Genomic DNA, 6,025 nt, shown 5'->3' on the forward strand with positions numbered 1-6,025 from the left:
GTCGTGGCCTTCTCACCATCAGTGACGATTAGTCGGCCACTGACCCGCTGCATGATCTTGCCGAACTCCGCGCCGACCACCGGGTCACGGGTAATCCGGCTCTCCTCCCACGCCACCACAACCCGGTGCTTTCCCGTTCGTAGGGGACGTAATGAAGTAACAAATACGCGATCGAGAGCATCATCGCAGGTCACAGGCCTGTGGAGGGTTCGAAACGCGCAAGTTATTTCATTTCGACTCCGTAGCGTCGTAAGGAAGCCTTCGAACTCCGGCCGGACCACATCCTCACGCCAGGCGGAAATCCCGTCATCGGCCCACGCCCGGGCTATCCAGTACTCACCCGTCAGCCGCGCGTAACGCTGACCTCGGGCGAACTGGTCCGGGATACGTGCGTCATTGTCGACATCGGACATCCGGCCGTACCACAGGGCCGGCTCGGCATCGGGCCATTCGGGCAAGGGGAGCAACGAAGGAAATTCCATACGATGATGCTATAACGTACTACTTGCGTAGGCGTTGACGACCCAGCTAAGGCCCACGGGTGAGAAGCCCAGGTCGCTCTGGATGGCCGGCATCGCCACGGTCACGACGCTGCCGTCCAGAATGATCGTCAGCATGCTGGTGGCGAGCACGCCGAGGGCGAGCCAGCGCGACCGTGGCGCGGAACGCCTGGCGGGCGTGGCGCGGGTGGAGGGTACGGCGGCGGTGGAAGGCGTGGCGGGCGTGGGGGCAGCGGACACGGACTCTCCTGTCGGGTGAGGCAACAGAAGGGACCGTAGTAGATAGGACCGCAATAGACGAGTCTGTGGTAGACGATCCTTCTCGTGGCTACCTCGTGGCTACCTCGTGGCTACTGAGCCCGCTGGCGGGCCCGCCGGACCGGCTGAGGGCTCTCCGCCGGTCCGGCCAGATGCCCCTCGACCAGGCGGTTCATCGCCCGCGGGAAGACCTCCCGCTCCTCGGTGGGAAGCGCCGCCAACGCCTCCTCGTGGACCCGATCGACGATCTCCTGGCTCCGCGCGGCGATCCGCGCGCCCTCCTCGGTGACCGCGATGATCCGAGCCCGCCGGTCCCTGGCGGAGGGCCGACGTTCGGCGAGGCCGGCCTTCTCCAGGGCGTCGACGGTGACCACCATCGTCGTCTTGTCCATGTCGCCGATCTCGGCGAGCTGGATCTGGGTGCGCTCCTCCTCCAGGGCATGCACCAGCACGCAGTGCATGCGTGCGGTGAGACCGATCTCGGCGAGCGCGGCCGCCATCCGGGTCCGCAGGGCATGGCCGGCGCGGTCCAGCAGGAACGACAGGTCTGGTCCGGCGCGGGAGGGCGCCATGGCGGTCATGCCCGCAGCATAACGACTGGGTCCGTCGCGGATTATCCGTAAGCCTGCCGTCGAGTGGTCGGGGTGATCCAGCCGGCCCGGCTGACCGCGTAGACGGCATGGGCCTCGTCGTGGAGGAACTCGCTGCGGACGTACGTCATGCCGAGGCGTTCGGCGACCCGGACGGACGCGGTGTTGGCCGGGACGATGGCCGAGACGACCTCGGTGAGGTCGGGGCGCTGGGCGAACACCCAGGTCAGTGCCGCGGTGGCGGCCTCGGTGGCATAGCCGCGCCCCCAGCGGTCCCGGCGCAGGAACCAGACGGCCTCGACGCCCGGCCACCCGGGTTCGGTCCACAGCCCCGCCTGGCCGACGAGCTGCCCGCTCGCCTTCTCGACGACCGACCACGGACCCACGCCGGTCAGCATCCAGCAGCCCATGCAGCCGGCCAGGGCATGCCAGACGCCGTCCGGGTCGGTCGGCCGGTGGAAGTAGCGGGTGAACTCGGGATCGGACCAGATCTCGGTGTAGCCGGCGACGTCGTCGTTGTGGATGGGCCGCAGGACGAGCCGGTCCGTCGTGAGAAGGGGAATGATCGTGGTCAGACTCATCGCGTCCGGTAGTTTGCCGGAAGCCTGCGGCCCGCCTCGAGAAAGGCGGCGACCGTGGGTTGCGAGGCGGACCGTGGGTTGCGAGGCGGACCGTGGGACCCGCGCGCGAGCCACCGGCTGGATAGCCTCGGGTCGTGGCTCTGTTCTGCCTGCTGCACGGAGCCTGGCACGACGCCACGTGCTGGGAGCCCCTCGGAGCGGAACTGCGGGCGCGGGGACATCGGGTGGTGGCACCGGACCTGCCGTTGCACAACCCGGCCACGACGTACGAGGAACGCATCCGCCCGGCGCTCGCCGCCCTCGATGCGGCCATCGTGGCCGCCGGACCAGGGGCTCCCGGGACCGCCGGATCGATCGTGGTCGTCGGGCATTCGATGGGGGCCGCCGACGCGCCCCGACGGCACCAGCGCCTGGGATCCACGGACGGCGATCGCGGTGCTGTACCCGCGCCGCCATCCCCGCCATGATCGTCTGTGCCACCGGTGACGAGCTGTTCGACATCGAGTCCGAGCGGGCCGGGGCGAGGACGTCGCTCGGCGTCGAGCCCGTCGAGATCCCGGGCGGCCATCTGCCGATGCTGGAGGCCCCGGATTAGACCGGGCCCTGGCGTCGCTCCTCCGACCCCGACGGATCAGACCCCGGGCCCTCGGCCGGCCGCCGGACCGCCCCGTGCTCGGGGCAAGCCGACGTCACCCTCCCGACTGCCGGTAGACCGGCCGTACCCCGGGTACCCCGGACGCGGGAGGCGCTGGGGGCACGGCGGCACTTCCGGCAGGCGGTGACCAGACCATGCCGCGGCGGGGGTTCGAGCCAGCGGAAGTCCGGACGGTACGCCATCATCCGTTTGCGCAGCATGGGACCGGCCTGCGGGTCAACACCGTCCTCGACGAACAGGCACAGCGCGGCATCAGGCACAGCGCGACTGCCTGGACTTCGCGGCGAGTTGTGCCGCCAGGATGCTGCGCGGCACAGGCGTCCACGACGAATTGGTGCACCGGTCGGTAGGCCCCGAGACCGTAGGAGCGCGCGAGTAACTTGCCGTAGCCGGCCAGCGGTGCCGTAGCCGGGCGGCGAACAGGCCCGGGACGGATCAGACCATCGCCGGTCGTGTGGACGGCGGCGCCGGGGGCATTCCCCCAGCACAGGCCAGCGGCTGACCGTCGGCTGACCGGCGGGATCGGAGAGGGACCGACGGGATCGGGGGAGGGAAGGCGTCGATGAGCCTGAGCAGGCGGCTGGCGTTGGTGTTCCGGGCCAAGGCCAGCAGGATGTTGGACCGCGCCGAGGATCCGCGTGAGGTTCTCGACTATTCCTACGCCCGGCAGCTCGAGCTGCTGGCGCAGGTCCGCCGCGGGGTAGCGGACGTCGCTACCAGCCGGAAGCGGCTGGAGCTCCAGGTCGAACAGCTACGGGCGTCCGCCGAGCGGCTGTCCGGGCAGGCCCGCCAGGCGGTCGCCGCGGGCCGCGACGACCTGGCCAGGGAGGCCCTCGGCCGCCGGGCCGGGGTGGCCGCGCAGCTGGAGGAGCTGCGGGAGCAGCATGCATCGCTGCGGGCGGAGGCGGACCGGTTGACGCTGGCGGCGCAGCGGTTGGCGGCCCAGCTCGAGGCGTTCCGGACCAGGAAGAAGACGGTGAAGGCGACGTACACCGCGGCGGAGGCGCAGACGAAGATCGGCGAGGCGCTGGCGGGGGTCTCCGAGGAGATGGGCGACGTCGGCCTGGCAATCCAGCGGGCCGAGGACAGAGCCGAGCAGATGCAGGCCAGGGCCGGCGCGATCGACGAACTACTCGCCTCCGGAGCCTTGGAGACGGCGGCCGGTGGCCCGCGCGACGACATCCAGGCCGAGCTGGACCGGCTGTCCGTGACCGCCGACATCGATCGGGATCTGGCCGAGATCAAAAGCGCCATGCCCGCGCGGGCGATCGGCGGCCGCCAGCCGGCCGACGCTGCTCGACCGGAGGAGCAGCCGTGATCGTGCGCATTCTGGGTGAGGGCCAGTTCGACCTGCCCGCCACCGACCTGGAGGCCCTCAACGAGCTGGATGACGTGCTGCTGGCGGCCGTCGAGGCCGGGGACGAGCCGGCGTTCCAGGAAGCCTTGACGAGGCTGCTCGAACGGGTCCGGACGCGCGGCCGCGCGGTGCCGGCGGACCGGCTGGAGCCATCGGAGCTGGTGCTGCCGCGCGCCGGCACCGGGCTGGCGGAGGTCCGCGGGCTGCTCGGCGAGGAAGGCCTGATTCCCGGCGGCTGAGCCCCGGCCGACGAGGTGACGATGGTGAGGTGACGATGATGATGGTGACGCGTGCGCCGCGGAGGTTCGCCCCGGACCAGGGACTGTCGGCCCGGATGGTGCTGACCGTCTTCCTGCTCGGGCTGGTCTACGTCGCCTTCATCGCCGTCCTGATCGCTGTCGGGGTGTCACCGGTCCTGGTTGTCCTGATCGCCGGCGGGCTGCTCGCCGCCCAGTACTGGTTCTCGGACCGCCTCGCGCTGTACGCGACCGGTGGGCGCATCGTCAGCCCGGCGCAGGAGCTGCGGCTGCACGGCGTCGTGGACCGGCTCTGCGCGCTGTCCGACCTGCCGAAGCCCGCGGTGGCGGTCGTGGGCACCGACCTGCCGAACGCGTTCGCCACCGGCCGGACCCCGAAACGCGCCGTCGTCTGCGTGACGACCGGGCTGCTGCGCAGGCTGGAGGCCGACGAGCTGGAGGGGGTGCTGTCCCACGAGCTGTCCCACGTCGCGCACCGGGACGTGGCCGTCATGACCGTCGCGTCGTTTCTCGGGGTGCTCGCCGGTCTGGTCACCCGATTCGGTCTCTACTCCGGGATGGCCGGCGGCTTCGGTCGGTCCGACGGCTATGACGGCGACGGCGACGGCGACGGCGATGATGAGGACAGCGGCGCCCTCGTCGTGTTCGTCGTGGTGGTCGTCTCCGCCGCCGTCTACGCGCTGTCGTTCCTGCTGACCAGGGCGCTGTCGCGGTACCGGGAGCTCGCCGCCGACCGGTCCGGGGCGATCCTCACCGGCCAGCCGGCCGCACTCGCCGCCGCGCTCACCAAGGTCACCGGCGAGATCTCCCGGATCCCGACCCGCGACCTGCGGGCCGCCGAACCGTTCAACGCCTTCTTCTTCGCCCCTGCGCTGGCGAACGGCGTCAGCCTGTCCTCGTTGTTCTCGACCCACCCGCCGCTGGATGCCCGCCTGGCCCAGCTTGCCCGGCTGGCCGCCCAGTCCGGTGAGCCCGGGTAGTTCGGTGACCCGGGTAGAAAGTAGGCCGGACCATGCGGATCCTCGACGTGCTTCTCGGCCGGACCCGGCCCGCCCCGCCGGACCTCGACCGGCTGTTCACGCTCCCGGCCGCCGCCGTCACCCTGCAGGCCGCCAGCTCATGGCGGCCGACCGGGGCCGGGGCGGTCTGCGTCAAACCCGCGTCCGGCGGCGCGTTCACCGGGGTAGCGCAGGAGATCGACCGGCTGCTGAGCCTGGACGGCGGCCGGTACGAGCGGCGCACGGACAGCTTCGGGTACAGCTGGCTGCTGCGACGGACCGGCGAGCAGGACGGCGAGCAGGACCTCGCTGGCCTGGTCACCGACCTGCACGCGGCGAATGCCGCGGTGCGCGACGCCGGTTTCGGCCCGGCGCTGCTGTGCACCGTCGTCGGGTTCACCGACGGCAGCCGGCAGATGGGGCTGATCTACCTTTACAAACGCGGCACCTGGTACCCGTTCGTGCCGGCCGGTGACCAGCGCCGGGACAATCCGGCCGAGCTGGAGGTACGGGAGGTGCTGGCGGGTGAGCTCCCGATCGAACCGGACCTGTCCCGCTGGTTTCCCCTGTGGGGAGCGCCCGGCCTCGACACGCCGGATCCCGCGCCCGATCAACCAGGAGAATAGCCCTTGGGTGTAACCTATGGTATTCGTGAAACTACTAGATAGGACTACCGGCGAGGCCGACGTGGCCTTGGGCCAACAGTATTGCGTTTAACCACCCGATTTCCATCTCCCAGCCACCCTTAGGAGTGGTGCAACCACCCTTCGCCGGCTGCAAAGTTGTGACCCACTTCACGCAACGATGCAGCGGAGGGCCGATGGGAATC

The 6,025-nt window shown here is 70.6% G+C and carries 10 protein-coding genes and 1 pseudogene; 6 read left to right on the forward strand and 5 right to left on the reverse strand.

The features are described 5' to 3' along the window. Nucleotides 1-28: 28 nt before the first annotated feature. The 4 genes and pseudogenes from ACY5KJ_RS12200 to ACY5KJ_RS12215 form a co-directional block, all read right to left on the reverse strand. Nucleotides 29-184: a hypothetical protein gene (locus ACY5KJ_RS12200; RefSeq protein WP_462203385.1), complete on the reverse strand. Its 156-nt coding sequence runs from the start codon at nucleotides 182-184 to the stop codon at nucleotides 29-31. 325 nt (nucleotides 185-509) lie between these two features. After that, nucleotides 510-740: pseudogene (locus tag ACY5KJ_RS12205) on the reverse strand (MFS transporter); the annotation flags it as partial. Nucleotides 741-850: 110 nt separating this feature from the next. Then, nucleotides 851-1,339 (reverse strand): MarR family winged helix-turn-helix transcriptional regulator, encoded by a 489-nt coding sequence (locus ACY5KJ_RS12210; protein WP_462189012.1) that lies wholly within the window; start codon nucleotides 1,337-1,339, stop codon nucleotides 851-853. Between the two features lie 32 nt (nucleotides 1,340-1,371). Further along, nucleotides 1,372-1,929 carry a GNAT family N-acetyltransferase gene (locus tag ACY5KJ_RS12215; RefSeq protein WP_462189013.1) on the reverse strand — a complete coding sequence of 186 codons (558 nt, stop codon included), beginning with the start codon at nucleotides 1,927-1,929 and terminating at the stop codon, nucleotides 1,372-1,374. Nucleotides 1,930-2,063: 134 nt separating this feature from the next. Here ACY5KJ_RS12215 and ACY5KJ_RS12220 point away from each other — a divergent pair, with 134 nt between their 5' ends. Then, complete coding sequence (locus tag ACY5KJ_RS12220) at nucleotides 2,064-2,396, forward strand: alpha/beta fold hydrolase (RefSeq protein ID WP_462203386.1); 333 nt, start codon at nucleotides 2,064-2,066, stop codon at nucleotides 2,394-2,396. Next, a complete protein-coding gene (locus ACY5KJ_RS12225) occupies nucleotides 2,393-2,524 on the forward strand; it encodes a hypothetical protein (protein ID WP_462203387.1) in 132 nt (43 codons plus the stop codon). Before ACY5KJ_RS12220 ends, ACY5KJ_RS12225 begins: the two co-directional genes overlap by 4 nt. Before the next feature lie 241 nt (nucleotides 2,525-2,765). Here ACY5KJ_RS12225 and ACY5KJ_RS12230 read toward each other — a convergent pair whose 3' ends face one another. Further along, nucleotides 2,766-2,924, reverse strand: coding sequence for a hypothetical protein (locus ACY5KJ_RS12230; RefSeq protein WP_462189015.1), 159 nt, complete (start codon nucleotides 2,922-2,924; stop codon nucleotides 2,766-2,768). Between the two features lie 222 nt (nucleotides 2,925-3,146). Here ACY5KJ_RS12230 and ACY5KJ_RS12235 point away from each other — a divergent pair, with 222 nt between their 5' ends. Genes ACY5KJ_RS12235 through pspAB form a run of 4 tightly spaced genes read left to right on the forward strand, consistent with a single transcriptional unit; the run spans nucleotide 3,147 to nucleotide 5,822 of the window. Beyond that, a complete protein-coding gene (locus ACY5KJ_RS12235; protein ID WP_462189016.1) occupies nucleotides 3,147-3,902 on the forward strand; it encodes a PspA/IM30 family protein in 756 nt (251 codons plus the stop codon). Further along, nucleotides 3,899-4,180, forward strand: a complete 282-nt coding sequence (pspAA, locus tag ACY5KJ_RS12240) for a PspA-associated protein PspAA (protein WP_462189017.1) — start codon at nucleotides 3,899-3,901, stop codon at nucleotides 4,178-4,180. The genes ACY5KJ_RS12235 and pspAA overlap by 4 nt, the downstream gene beginning before the upstream one ends. A 41-nt stretch (nucleotides 4,181-4,221) precedes the next feature. Next, nucleotides 4,222-5,178, forward strand: a complete 957-nt coding sequence (gene htpX / locus ACY5KJ_RS12245) for a zinc metalloprotease HtpX (protein ID WP_462203389.1) — start codon at nucleotides 4,222-4,224, stop codon at nucleotides 5,176-5,178. 32 nt (nucleotides 5,179-5,210) lie between these two features. Further along, entirely contained in the window at nucleotides 5,211-5,822 is a 612-nt protein-coding gene (gene pspAB / locus ACY5KJ_RS12250) for a PspA-associated protein PspAB (RefSeq protein ID WP_462189018.1), read from the forward strand. Nucleotides 5,823-6,025 lie beyond the last annotated feature (203 nt).

The sequence above is a fragment of the Frankia sp. CcWB3 genome (genome assembly GCF_977927595.1).

Coding starts and splice junctions, on each gene's coding strand:
- pspAB (WP_462189018.1), top strand. CDS start 5,211: ATGCGGATCCTCGACGTGCTTCTCGGCCGGACCCGGCCCGCCCCGCCG.
- ACY5KJ_RS12235 (WP_462189016.1), top strand. CDS start 3,147: ATGAGCCTGAGCAGGCGGCTGGCGTTGGTGTTCCGGGCCAAGGCCAGC.
- ACY5KJ_RS12225 (WP_462203387.1), top strand. CDS start 2,393: ATGATCGTCTGTGCCACCGGTGACGAGCTGTTCGACATCGAGTCCGAG.
- htpX (WP_462203389.1), top strand. CDS start 4,222: ATGGTGACGCGTGCGCCGCGGAGGTTCGCCCCGGACCAGGGACTGTCG.
- ACY5KJ_RS12200 (WP_462203385.1), bottom strand. CDS start 184: ATGATGCTCTCGATCGCGTATTTGTTACTTCATTACGTCCCCTACGAA.
- ACY5KJ_RS12210 (WP_462189012.1), bottom strand. CDS start 1,339: ATGACCGCCATGGCGCCCTCCCGCGCCGGACCAGACCTGTCGTTCCTG.
- ACY5KJ_RS12215 (WP_462189013.1), bottom strand. CDS start 1,929: ATGAGTCTGACCACGATCATTCCCCTTCTCACGACGGACCGGCTCGTC.